The sequence below is a fragment of the Psychromonas sp. genome, assembly GCF_047632955.1.
Taxonomy (GTDB): domain Bacteria; phylum Pseudomonadota; class Gammaproteobacteria; order Enterobacterales; family Psychromonadaceae; genus Psychromonas.
The window spans coordinates 17719-38293 of the sequence record NZ_JBLIED010000007.1 but is presented as its reverse complement, the minus strand read 5'-3'; the positions used below and the strand labels follow the sequence as shown (position 1 = coordinate 38293).

Annotated in this window: 17 protein-coding genes and 1 tRNA gene; 11 read left to right on the top strand and 7 right to left on the bottom strand. The window is 41.0% G+C overall.

Annotated elements, in window-relative coordinates; all coding sequences use genetic code 11:
- Positions 1-18: 18 nt before the first annotated feature.
- Together ACJAZP_RS06815 and codB are read right to left on the bottom strand one after the other, a co-directional pair.
- Positions 19-1206, bottom strand: coding sequence for a PucR family transcriptional regulator (locus tag ACJAZP_RS06815; protein WP_415229990.1), 1188 nt, complete (start codon positions 1204-1206; stop codon positions 19-21).
- A gap of 1 nt (position 1207) precedes the next feature.
- The gene (gene codB / locus ACJAZP_RS06810) at positions 1208-2464 is read right to left on the bottom strand and encodes a cytosine permease (protein WP_415229989.1); all 1257 of its coding nucleotides are present in this window, start codon (positions 2462-2464) and stop codon (positions 1208-1210) included.
- A gap of 450 nt (positions 2465-2914) precedes the next feature.
- On the opposite strand from codB, the gene ACJAZP_RS06805 reads away from it, so the two are divergent.
- The 3 genes from ACJAZP_RS06805 (at position 2915) to ACJAZP_RS06795 (ending at position 6440) form a co-directional block, all read left to right on the top strand.
- On the top strand, positions 2915-3838 hold the full coding sequence (locus ACJAZP_RS06805) for a LysR family transcriptional regulator (protein WP_415229988.1): 924 nt from the start codon (positions 2915-2917) through the stop codon (positions 3836-3838).
- Positions 3839-3977: 139 nt separating this feature from the next.
- Entirely contained in the window at positions 3978-5078 is a 1101-nt protein-coding gene (locus ACJAZP_RS06800; protein ID WP_415229987.1) for an adenosine deaminase family protein, read from the top strand.
- A gap of 30 nt (positions 5079-5108) precedes the next feature.
- Positions 5109-6440 carry an NCS2 family permease gene (locus ACJAZP_RS06795; RefSeq protein ID WP_415229986.1) on the top strand — a complete coding sequence of 444 codons (1332 nt, stop codon included), beginning with the start codon at positions 5109-5111 and terminating at the stop codon, positions 6438-6440.
- 137 nt (positions 6441-6577) lie between these two features.
- Here the strand turns inward: ACJAZP_RS06795 and ACJAZP_RS06790 are convergent, their stop codons facing one another.
- Entirely contained in the window at positions 6578-8287 is a 1710-nt protein-coding gene (locus tag ACJAZP_RS06790; protein WP_415229985.1) for a lysophospholipid acyltransferase family protein, read from the bottom strand.
- A 221-nt stretch (positions 8288-8508) separates the two neighbouring features.
- Between ACJAZP_RS06790 and ACJAZP_RS06785 the strand changes: the two genes are divergently transcribed.
- Entirely contained in the window at positions 8509-10290 is a 1782-nt protein-coding gene (locus ACJAZP_RS06785) for a choice-of-anchor I family protein (RefSeq protein WP_415229984.1), read from the top strand.
- Between the two features lie 148 nt (positions 10291-10438).
- On the opposite strand, the gene ACJAZP_RS06780 is transcribed toward ACJAZP_RS06785, so the two are convergent.
- Positions 10439-11191 (bottom strand): class I SAM-dependent DNA methyltransferase, encoded by a 753-nt coding sequence (locus tag ACJAZP_RS06780; RefSeq protein ID WP_415229983.1) that lies wholly within the window; start codon positions 11189-11191, stop codon positions 10439-10441.
- Between the two features lie 258 nt (positions 11192-11449).
- Complete coding sequence (locus ACJAZP_RS06775; protein ID WP_415229982.1) at positions 11450-12748, bottom strand: dicarboxylate/amino acid:cation symporter; 1299 nt, start codon at positions 12746-12748, stop codon at positions 11450-11452.
- A gap of 418 nt (positions 12749-13166) precedes the next feature.
- Here ACJAZP_RS06775 and ACJAZP_RS06770 point away from each other — a divergent pair, with 418 nt between their 5' ends.
- The 7 genes from ACJAZP_RS06770 (at position 13167) to ACJAZP_RS06740 (ending at position 18739) form a co-directional block, all read left to right on the top strand.
- Entirely contained in the window at positions 13167-13340 is a 174-nt protein-coding gene (locus tag ACJAZP_RS06770) for a hypothetical protein (protein ID WP_415229981.1), read from the top strand.
- A gap of 276 nt (positions 13341-13616) precedes the next feature.
- Positions 13617-14438: a glutamate 5-kinase gene (gene proB / locus ACJAZP_RS06765; RefSeq protein WP_415229980.1), complete on the top strand. Its 822-nt coding sequence runs from the start codon at positions 13617-13619 to the stop codon at positions 14436-14438.
- 616 nt (positions 14439-15054) lie between these two features.
- Positions 15055-16365 (top strand): hypothetical protein, encoded by a 1311-nt coding sequence (locus ACJAZP_RS06760; protein WP_415229979.1) that lies wholly within the window; start codon positions 15055-15057, stop codon positions 16363-16365.
- Between the two features lie 265 nt (positions 16366-16630).
- Positions 16631-16822, top strand: a complete 192-nt coding sequence (locus tag ACJAZP_RS06755; protein WP_415229978.1) for a hypothetical protein — start codon at positions 16631-16633, stop codon at positions 16820-16822.
- Positions 16823-16940: 118 nt separating this feature from the next.
- Positions 16941-17375: a thioredoxin TrxC gene (gene trxC / locus ACJAZP_RS06750; protein WP_415229977.1), complete on the top strand. Its 435-nt coding sequence runs from the start codon at positions 16941-16943 to the stop codon at positions 17373-17375.
- A 281-nt stretch (positions 17376-17656) separates the two neighbouring features.
- Positions 17657-18418: a hypothetical protein gene (locus ACJAZP_RS06745; RefSeq protein ID WP_415229976.1), complete on the top strand. Its 762-nt coding sequence runs from the start codon at positions 17657-17659 to the stop codon at positions 18416-18418.
- 45 nt (positions 18419-18463) lie between these two features.
- Positions 18464-18739 carry a DUF4389 domain-containing protein gene (locus ACJAZP_RS06740; RefSeq protein WP_415229975.1) on the top strand — a complete coding sequence of 92 codons (276 nt, stop codon included), beginning with the start codon at positions 18464-18466 and terminating at the stop codon, positions 18737-18739.
- Between the two features lie 88 nt (positions 18740-18827).
- Here ACJAZP_RS06740 and ACJAZP_RS06735 read toward each other — a convergent pair.
- Both ACJAZP_RS06735 and radA read right to left on the bottom strand, forming a co-directional pair.
- Positions 18828-18914, bottom strand: a tRNA-Leu gene (locus ACJAZP_RS06735).
- Positions 18915-19107: 193 nt separating this feature from the next.
- Positions 19108-20520 carry a DNA repair protein RadA gene (gene radA / locus ACJAZP_RS06730; RefSeq protein WP_415229974.1) on the bottom strand — a complete coding sequence of 471 codons (1413 nt, stop codon included), beginning with the start codon at positions 20518-20520 and terminating at the stop codon, positions 19108-19110.
- Positions 20521-20575: the final 55 nt, after the last annotated feature.

Here is a 20575-nt window from a genome sequence, read left to right as displayed (position 1 = left end):
CATTATTTTTCGTAGTAATTATTTTCCGTAGTAATTGTTCTCATCCAAAATCAAAGATTCCATCATTAAGGCGTTTTGTATTGATAATCGTTGTTGTGCAATATTTAATTGGCTATGACTTAAAGATTCAAATTTCTGTAGACGATGCTGTAATGTGTTGCGATGAATCGCTAAACTTTTAGCTGTTTTTCTGGCACAGCAGAGGTTTTCAAAATAGACGGCAAGGGTGTGCTTGAGCTGCATTGCCTGAGGCGCTTTATTCGCAAAAAGCGATCCAAGTTGCTGACGACAAAAATCAGTTAACAGGTCTTGGTTATCGACCGCGATAAATATTTTATTTATGCCAAGAACACTATAATGAAGCACCGTTCTGCAAGCGCTATTACGCGCAAACAAGGCGGCTTGTTTAGCCTGCTGCGCCGCTAATCCTAATTGTATGATTCCCTTGGATGTGTCACTGACGCCAACAAAGCAGGGCAGTCCGGCACTGTTAAGTGAAGCGACGATTTTATTCCACCGTTGCGTTTGTTGTTCATGATTCAGGCCCATCTGATTGTCTAAAAACAGATACCAGCCGTCTTGATATTCTACTATTGGTAAGGTCCGTTGATAAGGTGCTAACAATCTGTTTAAGGTAAATGTCCAAAAGTTTAAATCAATTTTTTCGGTGCTTATCGGCACAATAAGCGCGACCATTAAAGGCTGTTCAATATTTAATTTAAGGTTGGCGGCACGCTGTAAAGCAAATGCCGGCAAGATACGTGGAGACTCAATGACCTGGTTTAAAAACCAGCGTAGAGAGTGCTCAGCCAGATCGGCTTGTATAATGCGATTACAAATAAGCTCGGTCACTTTCACCATAGGTAAACAATAGGGCTGTTCAAAAAGCGGGAATCCACGTTGTTCGGCAAACGCTAATACGGGTTCCGGAATAGTTTTTATAAATTCTGAACCGGTCAGGATCACCATTCCTGCCGCATGATGCTGCTGTGCTTCGATAATTAATTGTCGGTAATCTGCGATATCACGTTTAAGGTTGATACCTGTAACAAAAATTAATTCACCCCCTAATAACCACGGCGCCACTTCACGATTTTCGGCCACATAAGGCCAGCGTACATTATTATTTAAACCCTTAGTACCGGCTCTGAGCTTTAATGCTTCTAAACCGGTAACTTCAGTGATTTCACTGACTGTTAATGGCATCTTACGCCTCTTTCGCTAAACGCAATTGAGTGACGGAGATAAACACCAACAGGCTATAAAATAAGCTGGAGACGACGATACCCACTAAGGGTGCGATCCACGGTGAGAAATAAGCCGCCGCGCAGCCCACTGCATAAGCGCTTAATCCCTGCATATTAAACTGCGGTAAAAGGGCTTTCTCTAAAACCGGTGGCGATGCCCTATATTTAACCCAGTAGTCGGTCATAATGATGGCACCAATAGGGGGAATGAAAGTACCTAATAAAATAAGAAACGGAATCAATAAATTATACATACCGAAGATAGCCAGCAGGGTGCCTATGATCGCACCGCCAATCGTAATTAAACGGCGTTTGTCGGTACGCAGTAAATTACAACCCGCCGCGGCAAAATTATAGATAGTGTTGTCCTGCGTTGTCCAAATATTGGTAAACAACATCAATACCGCCGCCACCATAAATCCTTGTGCGACCAGCACATCAACAATATCGGCTTGCTGGTAAATCAAAGCGCCAAAAGCACCAATAAAGACCATTAAGCCATTACCGACGAAAAAAGCGAGCAGGGTAGTGAGCACTGCTATTTTCCCATTTTTAGAAAATCGACTCCAGTTTGTGGCTTGAGTGCCGCCACTGACAAAAGTACCAAACACCAGTGTGATAGCCGCTGCGACGGACATCTCACTGCTTGGTTTAATGCCCGCAAGTTGGGTTAATCCGCCGACATCAATAAGCCCTTGATAAAATGAGACTGCTATAAATATCAGCATAGCGGGCACTGCCACTTTGGATAACAGCTCAATACCCCGATAACCAATGGTTGCCGTAATACAAAAGCCGACACCAAATAGGACCATTAAAGGAATAATGAGCGTTTCCGGTAAGTCTAATAACTTGACCATGACGATGGCTATGGTCGCCGTGCCCCATGCATACCAACCTATCTGAGTGAATCCCAAAACAAAATCAGATAACATACTGCCTTTCAGGCCAAAGCAGTAACGTCCTAACAAAACCGAATTTAAACCGGTTTTATAGGCAATGTAAGCAAGACCTGCTGCGTAGCTGCCTAATAATAAATTACCAATAGCAATAATCCACAGTGATTCACTAAAGGAAAATGCACTGCCTATAGTGCCGCCGGCCCACATGGTCGCAGTAAAAAAAGTAAAACCAAGTAATACCGATGCCATTGACCACCAACCTTTTCTCTGGTCATTTGGCACAGCGGATAAAGGGAAATCATTTGTTTGATTCATTGCCGTTCTCCTTGTTTAAAACGAATTTTCCCTATTAAAAATACAAGAAGCGTGCCACAGCAGCATGAAAAATAAAATATTTTAAACAGTGCGTTAGCGGCAAGTAATTACTCTTTTTATGTGCCAATTGCACAATAACAGTGACGTGGGAATAAATGTCTAAGACTCGCCGGGAAAGCCGTATTGACGCAGCACTGAAATAAACCGAGATCGCTTCATTGTGGTGCATTATTTTGTGTAAGCGGAGAGGATAATTATGCACCGCTCAGCTCGTGAGATGAGGCTTTACCAAAGTACTAAATCAAGGGATACTGTCAATCCCTGAGCTGTGACAGTTGCTGTTAATTGCTGCCGATTAGTGCCACAGAGCCGACAAGGAGAAGCAGGGTCCGGTTGTTATTAAATGGATTTTGGCCGCTATCTTTATTGGCTTAAAAAGGAAATAGGCATTTGAATATAGATACAAAATGGTTGGAAGATTTTTTAAAACTTGCAGAGCTGCAACACTTTACGCGTGCTGCCGAAGCTCGGCATATTACTCAACCTGCATTTGGTCGACATATTCGCGCCCTGGAAAAAACCGTTGGCAAAATACTGATTGATCGTTCCACAACCCCTATCAGTTTAACACCGGCCGGTCGTCAATTTAAAAATATTGCACGTAACATGATCTCGCAAATGGAGGATGGTTTAAATTTACTACACAGTATTGAACAACCCTTTGTTAATCCAATACGCATCGCTAGCCCGCATTCTTTAGCATCACCTACTTTGTTGGATCTTATCGAACATAATAAAATTGATAATAATCAGACATTCTCTATTGATATCCTGCGTGTAGACTTTGCGATACGGTCGATAAGGGAAGGCAATTGTGATTTTTTTCTTGGATTTGAAACAAAATCATTGTTACAGCCGCCTTTTCAAAACCTCAAAATTGGTCATGGCAATTTTCTGTTGGCCTCGGCTGTTGATACTGACGGCCAGCCACTGTTTGACCCGCAAACCAGCAGCACGCCCATTATCGGTTATAGTGCAGAGTCCCACAGTGCACGTTTAATTGAGCAATACCAACCTGAAATCACAAAGCTAAATACCTACCAAATATTTGAATCCTCAATGTGCCATTTGCATAAAGAAATGGCCCTTCGCGGAACAGGCATTGCCTGGCTACCGGATGCACTTATCCAAGAAGAGTTAAAAAATAAGTCTCTGGTTGCGATTGAACCGAGTGTTTACAGGCTGCCTTATCAAATCCGTCTTTATCGTAATTCAAGCCCGCTTAGAAATGAAGCGGAGTCCTTTTGGCAAGCTATCAATGAACAAGTGCAATCGGGCTGGCAGATCAACTATCCCTGGGAGTCTCAAGATTAAACCGATTCGGCACTGACTTTTATATTCAGTGCCGAATCGGCTCTAACGTATCAATATTTGCATTTAACATTCAGCGACAACTGTCAGATACTACGCGCAAAGCAAACAATGCGTATTAGTCTTACACAAAAGGGTCGCTGTGAATTCAACTTCTATTACACTTAATCAGTTTTATCATCGATTTCCAAAAGCGGATCTCCACTATCACCTGCTGGGAGGAGTCCGACTTGAGACCATGCTTTTTCTGGCAGATAAATATTCCTTCGAGTTAACCGAGCTGGAAGCTAAATGTTATTACCGCGCCTACCAGCATGAAACGGGTATTGTAAAAGGCGGTATCGAAGCGCTTACCTTTTTGTACGAACTGATGCGCGAGCCGGAAGATTATTTTCGGGTGTTAATTGAAGTCGCGCAAGATGCGCACGCATGCGGTGTACGCTATCTCGAAATATTTTGGAATCCAAGCGATACTAAAATTTCTTATCAGTCTGTCACTAAATTATTAGCAACTGCAATTGAACATGTTGAGCAAGAAATGGGATTGGTCGTTCGCTTAATTCCTTCTATCAATCGCGAAAAGTCGCCTGAAATTGCCCTTGAAATGGTGGAGCAAATGATAGCCTTTCCACACCCTTATGTACTGGGTATCGGCATTGACTATAAAGAGCATAATGCCCCCGTTGAACACTTCTGGAAAGCCTACGCTTTGGCAAAAGAGCAGGGATATAAACTGACGGCCCATTGCTCGGAGTTTGGTCTGCATTGGCGAAATGTTGAAACCGGACTTGAACTGCTTAATCTTGACCGTATTGACCATGGTTATACGATCATTGATAACCCGCAACTAACCGCAAAATATGCACATCAAGGCATTCCCTTTACCGTCATTCCGTCAAATACCTATTATTTAAAAAAATGGCCCAATCATAATGAATGGGCTGAGAAGCACCCCATAAGAGCCATGGCAAAAGCGGGTCTTAATATTGTTCCCTGTACCGACGATTGGCATATTCACAATACCACTAGTGCTAATTGTTACCGGGTGATGGTTGAAGACTTCGGTTTTGATTTAAGCAGCTTGCGGCAAATAATGATTAATGGCATCGCAGCAAGTTGGGCACCTGAAAACCTAAAACAACAATGGATAAAAGAATGGAGCTTAGAATTTGATCTCCTTAGAAAGGGATTAATTGAACAACCACAAATTTCAAAAGAGCAGTTAATTAAATATCGCCGCTAATTTAAAGCCACTATACAGAGAGGAAACACCATGGAAACTGTTATAAAAAAACCGGGTTTTAATATAGCTAACTGGTTTGATTTTGAAGGAAATAAAACGGACTTAAAAACCGAAATCATTGCGGGTATAACAACATTCGCAACGATGGCCTATATGGTGGCAGTAGTGCCGGGTATGTTAAGCAAAGGAGGTTTACCCTTTGCGAGTGCCTTTACGGTCACTATATTAATGACCGTGATAACCACTATCGCAATGGCATTATATACCAACCGGCCATTTGTATTAGGTCCGGGTTTAGGCAGTGTTGCTATCTTTTCGTTTACCTTATTGGGAAATGATGTGCCGCTTAGTATCGCCGCGGGTATTGTTTTTATCAGTGGGGTATTATTTATGCTGGTCTCATTTCTGGGTGTTCGTGATTTTGTGGTGCGCATTATTCCGCAAAGCGTTAAAGTCTCTGTTGGCGTCGGTATCGGTTTGTTTATCGCGCTTCTTGGCTTTAAGCACGCGGGTATTATTGTCGCCAACGCACGCAAAAATGTACTTGTTTTTGGTGACTTAGCATCGACGGAAGTGTTGCTCGCTATTGTCGGTTTCTTTCTGGTGCTGTTCTTTACATCGCGTAAAATCAAGGGCGGCATTATTATCTCAGTGCTGCTGACCACTTTGATAAGTATTCCCTTAGGTATTACGTCAGTACCGGATCACTTCTTTAGCATGCCAAGCGGCATGGGTGGCATGGCCTTTGAACTCGACGTAATGGGCGCGCTTAGCCCGGTCTATCTGCCTTTTTTACTTGCTTTTTTCATACCTGACTTTTTCTCAACATTAGGCGCTTTACTGGGTATCGGTGCACAAGCCGGGTATCTTGACAAAGACGGGAATTTACCAGGCATCGAGAAAAATTTCCATGTTGATTCAACGGCGACGGCTGTAGGGGCGCTATTTTCATGTCCGGTGTTAACTACCTACCTTGAAAGTGCCGCCGGCGTTGAAGCCGGTGGACGAACCGGTTTTACGGCGCTGGTCACAGCTGCGTGCTTCTGCATCATATTATTTTTGGCACCACTTGCCGGCATGATACCGAGCGTCGCTACCGCCCCTGTACTGATGTATATCGGTATTGTAATGATGAGCTCAATGAAAAATATCAACTACGATGATGTTACTGAATATTTACCTGCTTTTGTGTGTATTGTGGTGAGTATCTTCAGTTTTAATGCGGGTAACGGTATTGCTGCATCAATGTTAGTTTATGCATTTTTGAAATTATCTACGGGTCGATATAAAGAAGATCACTGGTCGGTTTATCTTATTGCAGCATCAATGATTTACTATTTTTATATTATTTCAGCCTATTAATCGATAGCGGCCGCTATCTGTTTAAAGCATTAACGCTTTGATAAAAAGCCAGTAGGTATTTACTACTGGCTTTTTTTGGGTTTTAATTACTGATGCAGTAATTGACGGAAAAATCGCTTGCCGGTATCTGCTGCTGTTTATTGAACTAAATCCGGCATATAGCGTTTACGTTTATGCGCTTTGATCATGGTGCTGTCTATCAGTACCAAACCATCAACACAACAATGAAAGTCCGGATCTACGCCAAAGTCCAAAAAGTGGACACCGCCAGGTTCGGTTAATTCGGTGTATTGTTTGTACAAAGTGGGTACTGAGCAGCCTATATTGGAAAGAAGATATTTAAGGGTACGAAAATCCTCGAAGTAACACTCTCTCTTAAATGCATTCACCAGGGGTTCTAAATCTGAAAAACGGTAAGGGTGATTGGACATTGCCACGGTTCTTTTATGGAAATGAATCTGATAAAAATAGATCAGCAGATCTTTGGCCAATTGCGGTATATCATTGCTAATGGTTACCGCGCCAAACAGATAACGGCAATGTGGATAGCGTGTCATATAGGCGCCAATGCCATGCCATAAATAGTCTAAAGAGCGTTTTCCCCAGTATTTTGGCTGTACGAAGGAACGTCCTAACTCTAAACCCTGCTCAAGATACTCATTCATACTGTCATTAAAACTGAATAAGCTGCTGCTGTATAACCCGGATATTCCATGCTTAGCAATAATCTTTTTAGTATCGGCAAGGCGATATGCGCCTGCAATTTCCAGCTCTTCACTATCCCACAAAATCAGGTGCTGGTAAGTGGCGTCGTGCAGATCAAGATCGCGTTTATGACCCGAACCTTCGCCTACTGCTCTAAAGGTATATTCTCGCAGTCTGCCAATTTCACGGATTATCGGAGAATCTAATGGCCCTTCAAATAACATGATTTTTTTGTTATCGGGTGTTGTGCCTAACAACTCACAGGATTTTAGTGCTTTGGCTAATATTTGCCGATCGACAGGATGTGCAATGGCGGTTTCTGTTTTAAAAATAGCTTTTTTGTTTTTTGGCAAACGGTATAAATGGCGGTTAAATAATTTAACTTTGCAGGGCACTGACAACTTCATATTCGAGTAATTTGCATAGGGTATCGCTTCCCCGATGCGAATTTTTATTGAGCTGGACTTTTGTTTAAACATTTCACTGACCAGCATCAAAGTTGACAACGGTTTATAGATCATCGATGCCCCGTAAAACAGCGCTGAATTTTTGCCGTCAATATGAACCGGAATAATGGGGGACTTGGTATTAAGTGCTAACTTTAAAAAACCGCTATGCCACTGCGGATCTTGTATGCCATTTGCTTTCATTCTCGATACTTCCCCGGAGGGAAAAACAATAATAGCGCCTTCACCTTTGAGGTATTGAGTGAGGGCTTTTAGTTGCTGTCTGTCGGTTTTACCGGACATGTTATTGACCGGCAGTAACAGGGATTGCAGAGGTTTTACGTTATAAAGCAGCTGGTTGGCCATCACCATAACATCAGGTCTGATTTTACCCACCATATTTAATAATGCCAATCCATCAAGAGAGCCAATAGGGTGGTTAGCGATAATAACCACGCGGCCAGTCTTCGGGATACGCTCTATTTCATTAGATTGTAATGAGTAAGTAAACTGAAAATGCTCTAAGCTTTGCTCGACAAAATCAAAACCCTTAAGATCGGGATACTGTTTAGCAAACTGCAAAAATGCGCGTTCATGTAATACACGTCTTAACAGCGCCTTAACGGTATTACTCAACCATGAGTCAGGTTTTAACCTTGGGTAATTTTCATCAACCAATTTATCTACAGATAACATATGCGCACTTCATTTAATTAATTTGTGACCAATTTACTCAAACTATATGACAGTTATATTGCATTAAAAAAATTATATAGGTTTTACGGTTAAGCACTTCCTATCATAAAACTTATTTTTAAATGAACAGGTTAAGTAATGATGTATTTCATCTAACTGTCATATTAATAAGATAAAAAGGTCATCTTTATTAACTATGACCACTTATGCAGGAATGCGTTATGAAACTTAATTTATTAACATCTATTATTTTATCAACCTCACTGATGGCTTGTACGACTTATCCTGCAGATCACCATCTGGTTGAAAATACAAAAACTATTCAGTTGGTTGAACAAGGCCGTTATCACTCTAATATCTTTGATGAAAGTGCGGCTGAAATTGTTACCTTTGATAAAAAAACGCAGCGTACTTTTGTGGTTAATGCCGAGTCTAAAAAAATAGACGTGGTGCGCAGTAGTGACATACAAAACCCGACCTTATTGACCAGCTTGAATGTCGGTGCAGATATTCAAAAGCATCTTAATAGCGCCGCGGGTGCAGCAAATAGTGTTGATGTATTCGACGGTCTGCTTGCGGTGGCCATTGAAGCTGAAAATAAAACCGATGATGGCTGGATAGCCTTTTATGACGCGCAAAGCTTAAGCTTTATTAACGCGGTTTCTGTTGGGTCATTGCCCGATATGGTGACTTTTACGGCCAATGGCAAGCAGTTGCTGGTGGCTATTGAAGGTGAGCCTTCCGATAAAACCTATGCGCAGGATCCCGTTGGTGAAGTGGCTATTATTGATATTGACTGGCACAACAACACCTTAAAAACGGCGCTGACACGTCTTGATTTTTATGAATTTAATCAGGGTGGTGCTCGATTTAATGAGTTACCCGATCAGCTGGTTTTAAATGGTTTTAAAGCGACCGTTGCACAGGATTTAGAGCCTGAATACGTGGCAGTTAATAAAAATTCAAGCAAAGCCTATGTCAGTATGCAGGAAAATAATGCCATTGCCGTGATTAACCTTAGCGACAAACGTATTGAAAAAATAATGGCATTAGGGTTTAAAGATCATTTGCAGGCCGGCAACGAGTTGGATGGCAATAATAAAGACAAAAAAGCGCTATTGAATAATGAACCCGCCTTAGGCATGTATCAGCCGGATTCTGTTTCGGTGGTGACCATTGGCGGTACTGATTACCTGCTCACCGCAAATGAAGGTGATGATCGCAGTGACTGGATCAGTGATTTACCTCAAGATGAATGCGAAGCCGGCGATTATTATTATGATCTGCAAGATAAATCCTGCGGCGATGATATTACATTAAAAGACGCCTTGAATATTAATGTTTATAACCCCTCTAATAAACACAGCATGCTTGATTTAAGTAATTTCCAGAAAGGCGGTGCTTATCAGGGAGCAGTAAAAAGCCTTAAATTTTCACACTCTGCCAGTAAACAATTTGGTGATTTAAATGCTGATGGAAAAATGGACCGTATGCTGACATTTGGCGGACGCTCATTTTCTATCTGGAATATGGAGTCAGAACAATTAGTGTTTGACTCGGGTAGCGATTTTGAACGTATTACCGCGCAGATATACGGTGCTAATTTCAATCAAAGCAACACCAAAACAAAAGCTGAAGATCGCAGTGGTAAAAAAGGGCCTGAGCCGGAAGCACTAACGAGCGCGGTTATTGATGGCAAAGTTTATGCCTTCATAGGTCTTGAGCGTATGGGTGGCATTATGGTTTATGATATTTCAAACCCGTTTAAAGCGCAGTTTGTGCAGTATCTTAATCACCGTGACCTGAGCGTGAATCCCAAGGATAACGTTGCAAAAAATGCTGATGGAGTGAAGACTTATAGCATAGACGCGGGCGATTTAGGTCCTGAAGGTTTCCGTTTTGTAGCCGCCAAAGACAGCCCTACCAATACGCCTATTCTTATCGTCGGTAACGAAGTCAGCGGGACAACGAGTTTTTACCGTATTGATTTAATCGAACAATAATATATTTTAAAGTACGAGCATCGCAGTAAATGCTGTTTTAAATAAACGGCTTTGGAATTTAACCTTCAAGGCCGTTTTTATTACCCCAAACTATGGCCTTGCCTTTTGCTTTTAAAAAAACAAAACTTGGCTCATTATAAAAGCGGCTTTAAATTTTCACACAGGTAAATATAGCGTTGCCCGAGACTTTATCCCAAGGGGTTATTATTTCGTAATCATGCTCAAAAATATGTACTTCAAAATAGGGTTGCAGGAGTTTTTCTAATTGATCAAAACTTAATGCGACCATCGGATGTTCGTCCTGCCACGATTGAGTCTCATCCTGTGTAATTTTTTCAATGCGCAGTTTGAGTGATTGTTTGTCGCCAGAACCCGGGTAATGCCAGCCGTAGCTGAAAATAAAGCGATTATTGTCATGAACGGCTGTATGTCTGACCAGCGAATTGTTTTTTATTTTGTTTTTATCAACCACGTTAAAGCAAAAAACACCCTTGGTATTTAGCGCGTTATGAACACTGTTAATACATTCTTTGAGTTTTTCAATGCCGTCACTGTAATGGATGGAGTATAAAAAACAGGTGATCAGATCGAGCGGTTGCTCAACGCTAAAGCTGCACATGTCTTTTAATGTAAATTGTGCTTCGGGGCAGCGATCTTTGGCCAGCAGTAACATCGGCTGATTAATATCCAGGCCGCTACTCTGGTAGCCAAAATCTAAGAAATGACGGACATGCGGTCCGGTTCCGCAGGCTAAATCAAGGTGATTCTGTCCTTTATCACCAAACAGTTGATGAAGTCTGCGAATATGGTTGCTCTGAGCTTGATAGTTAATATCATTGCACATTAAATCGTAATAGCCGGACAGGTCGGTGTATAAAGCATTGGTGGATGGATGTGACATAATTACTCTGTGCTGTAAGGTGATATATTTTGGTGACGGATATTATAACAAATACAGCTATTAGCGAAGCATAATAAATCAACCATTGAATATTGCTAAACTGACGGGAATTTTACTTTTTGAAGGGCGTTTTAAAAGTCAATAAAAAGGGAGGGTATCTTAAGTCTCACGGCCAAAAAAATGAAAAAATTTAATAATCTTGGTCTTGGCCAATAAAAAACCGCCGTTAAAACGGCAGTTTGATTTGCAGATTAACGCTTATGCAGTTTTAACCTCAGCCACAGAGGGTGCACCAGCAGCAGGTTCTTTGCTGTTGTATACATCCATATCAAGCTCACCTTCGCTCTTGGCAACAAGGATTGAAACCATCATGTCACCACAAATATTGACCGTTGTGCGGGCCATATCAAGAATACGGTCGATACCGGCAACGATTGCTAATCCTTCAATAGGAAGGCCAACGGTCGTCAATACTAAAGAAAGCATAATAAGTCCGGCACCGGGAACTCCCGCCGTGCCGACAGAAGCCAGTGTTGCAGTTAAAATGATAGTGATGTAGTCGGAAGTTGCTAAATCAATATTAAATGCTTGAGCCACAAATAATGCACAAACACCCTGATACAATGCAGTACCGTCCATATTGATCGTTGCACCGAGCGGCAAAACAAAACTTGCAACGCCCTTAGAGACGCCCATCTCCTCACGAGAAGCTTTAATGGTGGCCGGCAACGTACCTGAACTGCTGGTGGTTGTGAATGCGACAACAGCCGGGTTGCTTAAGCCTTTCAGATAACGAATAGGATTCAAACGGGCGACAATGCTGATCATACCGGTGTAAAATACAGCGATGTGCAGCAGGGCTGCCAGAAAAACGACTGCAATCACTTTAATCAGTGGAAGAAGTACTTCCAGACCATATTTACCTGCAACCCAAGCCATCAGACCAAAGACACCATAAGGCGCAAGCTTCATTACCAGCTCAGTTAATTTATACATCGCTTCAGCAAGGCTTTCAAAAAGTTTAATAGCAGGCTCCGCTTTTTCACCAATAAGTGCCAGTGAAACACCCAAACCTATTGCAAATATAATGATTTGCAGAATATTGCCTGCCGCCAGTGCACCCACGGGGTTTTGCGGAATCATGTTAAGCAGTGTTTGAACTAATGCCGGTGCTTCTTTACCAATAGCATCCGGGTTGTTAGCAATCATATTCAAACCTGCGCCGGGCGTGAACAGAGCGGCAAGCCCCAAGCCAATAGTGATCGCCACTGCGGTTGTGCCTAAATAAAGAATAATAGCTTTAAGGCTAATTCGTCCCATTTTATTGGTGTCCTGCATCGAGGTGATACCGACAATAAGAGAAAAGAAAACCAGTGGTACTATGAGCATTTTAATTGCGTTAATGAAAAGCGTTCCAATAGGTTTAAGAATTTCAGCATCAGGTCCCATCACGGTACCGACGATGACACCAAGAATCATTCCAATGAGGATTTTTTTCCACAGTTCCAGGCGGGTCCAGATGTTACCGGAAGGTTTTGCTTTATTTTTATTGTCCATTACAAATCTCTAAAAGTAGTTAAAAAATAGTTAGTTAAATAGGAAGTTAATAAGCGCATAAAAGCATAATTATCTGATCCTGTAAACTAGAAAAAATAATTATGCTGTTGTTATTAAAAGGGTAATAGGGTAATTGCCGATTGAATTATTAATTAGTGTGCAGAATTGAAAAAGTTAAGGCCTATCCTCTTTGGATAAAGGGTTGCGCTGATATTTTATGTTTTTTTTGCTGAGCTTAAAAATATGCTTTATTATTTTTCTTTTTTATCCAAATGCAGATTTTTTAACGTCCAAAATGATCGGCAAAGCAACGGACTAAATACTGTGAATTGATGCGGCGTGATGCTGTTTTTGAGATTAGAATGTTGCATTTTGTGATTGCTTTAATATTGTTTTATAGCCAACTCGCTGGAAGGTAATGGGGTTTTATGAAGGTATTTGTGTTAAGCTAGTTGCCGTGGTCAGGTTTTATCATGAGATTTTGTGGTTAACCATGGTACGATTTTCCCTGACCTTTACCCCATTAACCACTACTACTATCTACCGCTTTGAACTCGGGCGCACTTGCTCTCGTTGCCTCAGTGTGGTTTAGTTTTGGGGTAGCAGCCGGTCTGCTTGTCACCACCTTCGTTTTACAGACGAAGCGTTTGCGCAAATGCTCGCAGGTTTATTTCGATTATTGCCGGAATGAAACGGGAAATATGGCTATGCGATCAACGGCACAACATATTAGAAAATAACTTTAAAGGGAAATAACCGATTAGCACATAACCGATTAGAACGTAACCGATTAGTACATAACCGATTAGAACGTAACCGATTAGAACGTAACCGATTAGAAAATAACTTCAAAGGAAAATAAACGAACATGAATACAAATACAAAGCCAAAGGCAAAGAAGAAAACCAAGCGTGTAGTAATTAAAGTCGGCAGCGCAGTATTGACAGAAAATAATAACATCGCCAAGGAGCGCATGCTCAACCTTGTTTCAATGATCTCTGGACTAAGAAAAACCTACGACGTTATTCTTGTGACCTCCGGCGCAGTGGCGGCAGGGTACTCGACCCTAAAACTTGATAAAAGCAAACAGATTGGCAAGAAGGCACTTGCTGCGGCAGGACAGCCTATTTTGATGACCGCCTATAAAAAGAAATTTGATATCTATGATATCGACACTGCGCAGATCCTGCTCACTGAAGATGATTTCGACTCAAGAAAGCGGACTAAGATGTTTCAGGAAATAATCGATGCTCACCTGACGCACGATATTCTTCCGATCGTCAATGAAAACGATATTACCTCAACACCCGAACAGCAGTTTGGTGACAATGACCAACTTTCAGCTGTTGTGGCTCATGCAACCAATGCCGACATTCTGGTTATTTTGAGCGATATTGACGGTTATTTTGATAAAAATCCGCACGAATATCAAGATGCGAAGATCTTTAAAACCATGAGCAAGATACCTGAACAAGCATTACTTGAAGAATCAACAGCCAATAACAGTTTTGCCACCGGTGGTATTGTAACTAAACTTAAGGCAGCTAATTTTCTTATAAAGCATGGAAGAAAGATGCTTCTATGTAATGGTTTTGATTTGAGCGCAGCAGAGTCATTTCTGCTTGAAAATAAACACACTCTGGGCACGCTCTTTGGACCTGAAAATGAGATTAAAAAAGAGAGTAAATAGCTTTAGATTTAAGTGTGTTACGGAAAATAACCGCTGCTCAGTGGCTTTTTCGTAACCAACTTATAAAGTGATCACCTCTTGAACTGCAATTATTGCTGAAAATAGTTTTTTTCAGCAACTTCAAATTATCTTAATATCATGCCAAGAAAAACCCCATCACTGCCATCCAATTGTTTTATAGATTGATATAAAATCGTTCCTTAACTTATTAGCTTGTCCTCTATTTTCATCCTGTTACATAAAGTATTATTTTCGTGGTAAATCAGTCTTCAGTTTGTATCAAAATATTGTTATTTAATTGCGCTAAAATAGCGATGACAGCAATCAGCTTAATATTATGTTGTGCAGTTTAAAGCGCGGCGTTCACCCTAGAATAATGACGTTTTTCTCGCGATGCTTGCTCAGAGCCACTTTGTATTGAACAAAATTTAAACTGAAAAGTCAGCATACCTTAGTTTATTGAATTATTTGTCTTTCTAAAGCTTTTGTGATTTTAGAATAGGCACAGTGATCTGATATAATGACGACTACCCCTTGTCGATTTTTTGATTGTGAGCAAGGTTATATTTTTTGTTAAATGGTGTTATTGCACTGTTGTTTATTTTCGGATTTATCTATGTCGGTTCTTTCTTCAAACAGCGTTTTTACATCTCTCCTGCAGGATGGTCCCTTTGCTGTTTCCAATGACGTGTTTAACCTGTCGCATTTTTCTGTTGAAACCCGCGAATGGGTAAAAAGCTTACAGCAACATTCGACCAATCGTGCCAAATATCGCGCCCTACGCAGTCAACTATTTGAGTTTCTAGGCGTTGACAGTATTGATCAAATAGAATCCCTGATCACTAATAAACGGCTTTGCCAGGAGCGCAGTGAGCGCGCGCTGCGTTTGTTGGGCAATATGTTTGGCATCAATGGCAACCTTAATGAAATAAAATCTCGTGTCGATGAATATGCGCGTACTGCAGATACGGTCATTAGTTCGCTTAAAAATAAAATACTGTCACCCTATGCATCCTATATAGAATCAACTAATGAAATAGTGGTCACTAATAACCCCGTTGAACTGTTATTAATTATGTTTAATAATCAATACCATAAAAAAGCGCGTTTTGAAGCACGGCGCAAGGTGCTTTTAATGACACTGGCAGGCAGCATCGATCAACGTGAGCGGGAAACCGATGTTGAAAATAAATTTTCTGCTTTTTTGGTGTTTTTAAATGGTTATGTGTGGAGTCCAAATCTAAAAATTGGCGAATTAGATCCGGTTTTTCTTCATTCTACGCATCACACTGAAGATTATTGTTGTGACAGCGTCAGCGTATTAACGCCGCAGCAAGCTAAATTAGTCGTGCCGGTTAAATGGGAAAAACTAACCTTAGTCAAACGTCGAAGTTTTACCGTAGGCTGTAAAAAAATCCCTATTTATGTGTCCATAAGAAAGAAACCACCGGAAGCTAAAGTATTAAAACTTTTAAGAAAAAATGAGAAGAATCCCGGGGTTGCCGTTGATGATGAACTGGGGTTGATGGCGGTGCTGGATTCGTTCTCTGATGTTAAAGCTTTTCAGCAGCATCTTACCCGTAGCGCCTCTAATGCTCACTCTTTGATGGTACTTGAAGACATCTCGGATACTTTGATCGAACATACTCAATATCATAGCCGTTCAACCGGCTCTAGTGAGAAAACAGCGATGATGAAATTTTTTGCGCGTTTAGGCGGGATGCGTGTTGAGTTTATTATCCACACTAATCAGACCTGGTTAAACTATATGTACCAGGAAGATGTGGCGCATAACGAATATGAGGTCAAACGTATGTTTGATACCGGGGTTATCGAGCTGCTCTTTCCTCGAGGTATTTATCATCTTGATCACTTGAAAACGCGTAATGAGATGATTCAGTTTTTCCGCAAGCAGATCGAGTCTTAGTTGCTCTTCAAAATAAGATAATGCTGTTACACCGACTTGTTTTGTTATTCATCACAAAGCCGGTTTTTCCTGCGCAATACATGATCACTGTACTAATTTGTTTGCTATTAACAGCAAACACTTTAGTCTTATTATGAAAGTCGCGTGGATTGATAGGTGTTATCTATATTCCTCATTTTCGGCGTCTGGACCCTCAGCAAAATACACCAATATTTATGATCTAAGCTAGAATTAATAGCAGAAGAACATAAAGAAGGGGATTGTTATGTATGACTTTATAGAAAGCTTGCAGTTAAGAGATCAAGCGTTAGAAGAGCTTTATTTTGACGCGGTAGTTGCGAAGTTAAGGGCGACGACTGTAATTCAACCGCAGAAACAAAATCAGGAAAATGAGGTGGATATTTATATTGACGATAAAGACCATAAATTTTACCTTAAACCCCACAAGTTTATTTAATAAAAGTAACCGCTGTGTTTAATTGTTCGACTATTCGGCCTTATATCAGCCGAACCCCTCAAGCAATATAGTCACCTGTCCGTTAGAGAGGGCTTATATAAAACTAAGGAACCTATTAATGAATTCAATTGTCAGCCGATGCCCATTTTGTAAAGCGATGAACCGTTTACCTGTTGAGAGAATAGAAGCTTTGCCAACCTGCGGTATCTGCCGGAAACCCTTGCTGGAAGGAAAACCTATCGAGGGAAACAGCGCAAATTTAGGCGCATTAATAAACAGTGATAAACCTGTCATTGTTGATTTCTGGGCTCCCTGGTGTAGTCCCTGTATTAATTTTGCACCTGTTTTTGAACAGCTTGCCTTGGAAGAAAAAGATAAATTACGTTTTGTTAAAGTAGATACGGAAGCGCAGCAACAGATTGCTGCACAGTACAAAATCCGTAGTATTCCAACTCTTATAATGTTCAGAAAAGGGCGCTTAATTGACACTATAAATGGCGCATTACCAAAGTCGCAATTTAAACAATGGGTAGCACAAGCGTTAAATAAATAAACACCCTAAGCTTTAAATTGATTGATCTGTTTGGCAAATGCAGTGATAGCCGTCGGTAAGCCTGTATAAATTATATTTCCCCAATGTTATGGTGGAACGCGGGCTTAAACGTAAACAGGCCAATAGACTCTATTATAGTGTGAAGTACCACACACTTTATTCCTCGCAGTCAAAAAATAAGTGATTTTTACGCTTTAACCCTTGAAGCTGACATTATAAGTCACCATGTATAAAGTGAAGGCGGAATAATCTGCCTTCAACGTTTTTAATAGGGAGCATTAATGAGTAAATTATTTCAGACCCTTTTTGTTTTATTGGTGATGTCTTCTCAAGGTAACGCATCACCTGTAAAACAGCATCAACGTGTTGATGCCAGTAAACTCTTACCATTCTCTCAGTCCAATAGTACCAATACCCAACCTCGCAATCTTGCCGGCCTTTTTAGTATCACAGAATATAATGCGCTTAATATTAAACAGCCACACAATGATTTTAACCAGCTATATCAAAAAGCTGTCTCAGGCCAAAACGAATTAGAAAGTGTTACTCAGAAAATTGCGCAGCAAAGTAACACTTACACCCATACATCAGGCATGAAATCTGTGCAACGTGCTCGAGATAAAGTGGCCGCAAAATATACCGGTAATAGTGATAAAATAACCGATATCACCCGTACCTCGATTGTTGCACAAAATATTCCTGCACTGATGGACGCTTTTGAACTATTACAACAAAATACGCAAATTTTGCGTATTAAGAATCGCTTTGTAACCCCCAATCCGTCCGGTTACAGAGATTTGAGTTTGCTTGTACGCTTACCCGAGAGCGGCATTGTTGCGGAAGTTCAATTACACCTTGAAGCCTTTTCGGTTATTAAAAATGGCAAAGAGCATGATAATTATGAACAGATTCAACAGATGCAACGCTTACAAATAAGTGAAAATAGAGCGCCAAGCGAAATAGAACAAGCTTCTATTGATAAGCTTAGGAATGAATCACAACAGATGTATCACCAAGCTTGGAATCAGTATTTAAGCGCATAAAGAGTTCGCTGAAATGCTGGCAGTATTGTGTGAAAAGGGTCGATTATGAATGATGAAAAACAACAACACTATAAAAATAGCAACGTATGGTTACGTGGTTTATTTATGCTTATTTTTATTTTTTTTATGGGGGTAGCTAAATTCGTTACTCTGGTGGTGGTGGGTTTCCAGTTTTTAGTCATACTGTTCACCGCTGAAAAGAATAACAATCTACTGAAGTTTGGAAAAAGCCTGAGTGTTTATGATTACCAAGTAATGTTATATCTGACCTACAACAGTGAATTTAAGCCTTTCCCAATGGGCGATTGGCCTAAAGAATAAAGTTAGAAAGCTGGAAAGCTGGAAAGCTGGAAAGCTGGAAAGTTAAAAAGCCTTACTGCCTTTTAGCCTTAAAGTATTTATTTATAATTGGTGCAGATGGGGAGACTTGAACTCCCACGACCTTTAGGCCACTAGCACCTGAAGCTAGCGTGTCTACCAATTCCACCACATCTGCGAACGAGTGTAATTATCCTCTTTTATTTCAGGTAATTAAAGCTAATTACCTCCAAAATTTGATCTATATGGTTAAAAAGGCGTTCAGCAATAGCGTTCAATCATTGCAAAGTGGAATCTGCCGATTTCTCACCCTAATTGAATACTTGAATGCTCGAAGCTCGAACGCCTTCCAGCCCTATAGCCTTTGCCCTTTAACTTAATGCTTCTATCAATTCTTTAATATTCTTAAGAGGATGAATAGACTGTCCTTTTTTGACAAACTGCTGCATCGATTTATGATAAGCCACCGCCGGAATATAGATCTGCTTTTTGCCGTGGCTTAAAGCTTCTCGAACACGCGGCACAATTTGTGGGATTTGACGTATTTCACCGGTCAGCGCCACTTCACCAATAAACACCGAATCTTCAGGTAAAGGTCTGGAATTTATTGAACTCAACAACGCGGCCATCACTGCCATGTCCGTTGATGTTTCGGAATCGGACATTTTAAGACCGCCCACTAAACTAATATTAATATCATAATAGGTGGGAATGCCGCCGTGTTTTTTTAATACAGCGGTGATTAAGGATAAACGGCTGTAGGAAATACCAATACAGTTTCGAATTGATTTTTCGCCTTCAACTTCAGTGGCCAGCGCCTGTATTTCAATCAGTAAATTTCGTGCGCCATCCTTTATTACCGAGATGGCTGATCCCTCGAAATTTTCTTCACTACCCGAAAGAAAAAGACGACTGGGGTTATCAACGGAAAACATGCCCTTTTCGGTCATCTGAAAGATACCAACCTGTTCTGTATCGCCAAAACGGTTTTTATCGGCGCGTAAAATACGCACCGATGCATCATTAACTTCGATGTGGATAGCCGTGTCGATAATGTGTTTTAAGGTTTGTGGTCCGGCCATTTGTGAGTTTTTATTTACCTGACCGACAAGAATTAAAGTAATACCATGTTGTTTACATAACCGGTTTAATATTTTGGCACAGGTTTTTACCTGAGTAACCCCACCTGCGGTGCCGTCTGCCTGATTTGATTCAAAAGCCTGGATTGAATCGGCAATCAAAAAACGCACATTATTGGTAAGACACTGATCGACAATATCTTCAATAGAGTCGGTATCCGATAATAAAAAATTATCTTCGTTAAAGTTGAGCTTTAAGCGCTCAATACCGCGTTTGGCCCATTGGCTGAGGCTTTCTTCTGCGGTGACATAGAGTGTCGACATGCTCTGCGACATGACTTCTGCTACTTTGGTAAGCAAGGTTGTTTTACCTGATCCCGGATCGCCGCTGATAAGCACCACTGAGCCGAGGGTAATGCCTCCGCCCAAAACGCGATCCAGTTCGGCAAGACCCGTTGAGACGCGTGTGGCATTTTCAACCTGCACGCTCGAAATTCGTTGTACACCATTGCTTAACGCGCCCGTGTAACCCGCATTCTTATTACGATTGACCGCCGAATTTACAGACTTTGTAGTGCTGGATGCTTCTCTGAACTCGGTGATGGTATTCCAGGCTTTACATTCGCCGCATTGGCCTTGCCATTTTTGGTAATTGGCACCACAGTCACTGCAGACATAGGCTATTTTTGTTTTTGCTTTCGCCATTATTTATAATCCATTGAGAAATTGTTAATACAGAAAGAGTTTCAATTTTTAAGGC

Excerpts from the sequence above, each read along its gene's own strand:
- ACJAZP_RS06780 (WP_415229983.1), bottom strand. The coding sequence starts at position 11,191 with ATGTCACATCCATCCACCAATGCTTTATACACCGACCTGTCCGGCTAT.
- ACJAZP_RS06785 (WP_415229984.1), top strand. The coding sequence starts at position 8,509 with ATGAAACTTAATTTATTAACATCTATTATTTTATCAACCTCACTGATG.
- ACJAZP_RS06790 (WP_415229985.1), bottom strand. The coding sequence starts at position 8,287 with ATGTTATCTGTAGATAAATTGGTTGATGAAAATTACCCAAGGTTAAAA.
- ACJAZP_RS06740 (WP_415229975.1), top strand. The coding sequence starts at position 18,464 with ATGAATGATGAAAAACAACAACACTATAAAAATAGCAACGTATGGTTA.
- radA (WP_415229974.1), bottom strand. The coding sequence starts at position 20,520 with ATGGCGAAAGCAAAAACAAAAATAGCCTATGTCTGCAGTGACTGTGGT.
- ACJAZP_RS06770 (WP_415229981.1), top strand. The coding sequence starts at position 13,167 with ATGGGGTTTTATGAAGGTATTTGTGTTAAGCTAGTTGCCGTGGTCAGG.
- ACJAZP_RS06775 (WP_415229982.1), bottom strand. The coding sequence starts at position 12,748 with ATGGACAATAAAAATAAAGCAAAACCTTCCGGTAACATCTGGACCCGC.
- ACJAZP_RS06795 (WP_415229986.1), top strand. The coding sequence starts at position 5,109 with ATGGAAACTGTTATAAAAAAACCGGGTTTTAATATAGCTAACTGGTTT.
- proB (WP_415229980.1), top strand. The coding sequence starts at position 13,617 with ATGAATACAAATACAAAGCCAAAGGCAAAGAAGAAAACCAAGCGTGTA.
- ACJAZP_RS06755 (WP_415229978.1), top strand. The coding sequence starts at position 16,631 with ATGTATGACTTTATAGAAAGCTTGCAGTTAAGAGATCAAGCGTTAGAA.
- codB (WP_415229989.1), bottom strand. The coding sequence starts at position 2,464 with ATGAATCAAACAAATGATTTCCCTTTATCCGCTGTGCCAAATGACCAG.
- trxC (WP_415229977.1), top strand. The coding sequence starts at position 16,941 with ATGAATTCAATTGTCAGCCGATGCCCATTTTGTAAAGCGATGAACCGT.
- ACJAZP_RS06760 (WP_415229979.1), top strand. The coding sequence starts at position 15,055 with ATGTCGGTTCTTTCTTCAAACAGCGTTTTTACATCTCTCCTGCAGGAT.
- ACJAZP_RS06815 (WP_415229990.1), bottom strand. The coding sequence starts at position 1,206 with ATGCCATTAACAGTCAGTGAAATCACTGAAGTTACCGGTTTAGAAGCA.
- ACJAZP_RS06745 (WP_415229976.1), top strand. The coding sequence starts at position 17,657 with ATGAGTAAATTATTTCAGACCCTTTTTGTTTTATTGGTGATGTCTTCT.